Below are 525 nucleotides of genomic sequence, written 5' to 3' on the forward strand. Positions count from 1 at the left end.
CCACTACGCCGACGACGNGGTGGAGCGCTNCGTGGAGCGCGCCGTCAAAAACGGCATGGACGTCTTCCGCGTCTTCGATGCCATGAACGACCCGCGCAACATGCAGGCCGCCCTGCAGGCGGTCCGCCGCCACGGCGCCCACGCCCAGGGTACGCTTTCGTACACCACCAGCCCGGCGCACACCCTGCAGACCTGGCTCGACCTCACCGAACAGCTGCTGGAGACCGGCGTTGACTCCGTCGCCATCAAGGACATGTCCGGCATCCTCACCCCGCATGCCGCCTTTGAGCTGGTCAGTGAAATCAAGAAGCGCTATGACGTCACCCTGCACCTGCACTGCCATGCCACCACCGGGATGGCGGAGATGGCCCTGCTGAAGGCCATTGAAGCCGGCGTCGACGGCGTCGATACCGCCATCTCCTCGATGAGCGCCACCTATGGCCACCCGGCCACCGAGGCGCTGGTGGCCACCCTCGCCGGCACGCCGTACGACACCGGCCTCAACATCCACAGGCTGGAGAGCAT

General features: G+C 66.5%; 1 pseudogene. It reads left to right on the plus strand.

What is annotated here, in order from left to right:
- Window positions 1–31: 31 nt before the first annotated feature.
- Window positions 32–525: pseudogene (locus VZP09_RS03920) on the plus strand (sodium-extruding oxaloacetate decarboxylase subunit alpha); the annotation flags it as partial.

This window comes from Klebsiella sp. EMBS2024, assembly GCF_036233805.1.
Lineage (GTDB): Bacteria > Pseudomonadota > Gammaproteobacteria > Enterobacterales > Enterobacteriaceae > Klebsiella > Klebsiella pneumoniae.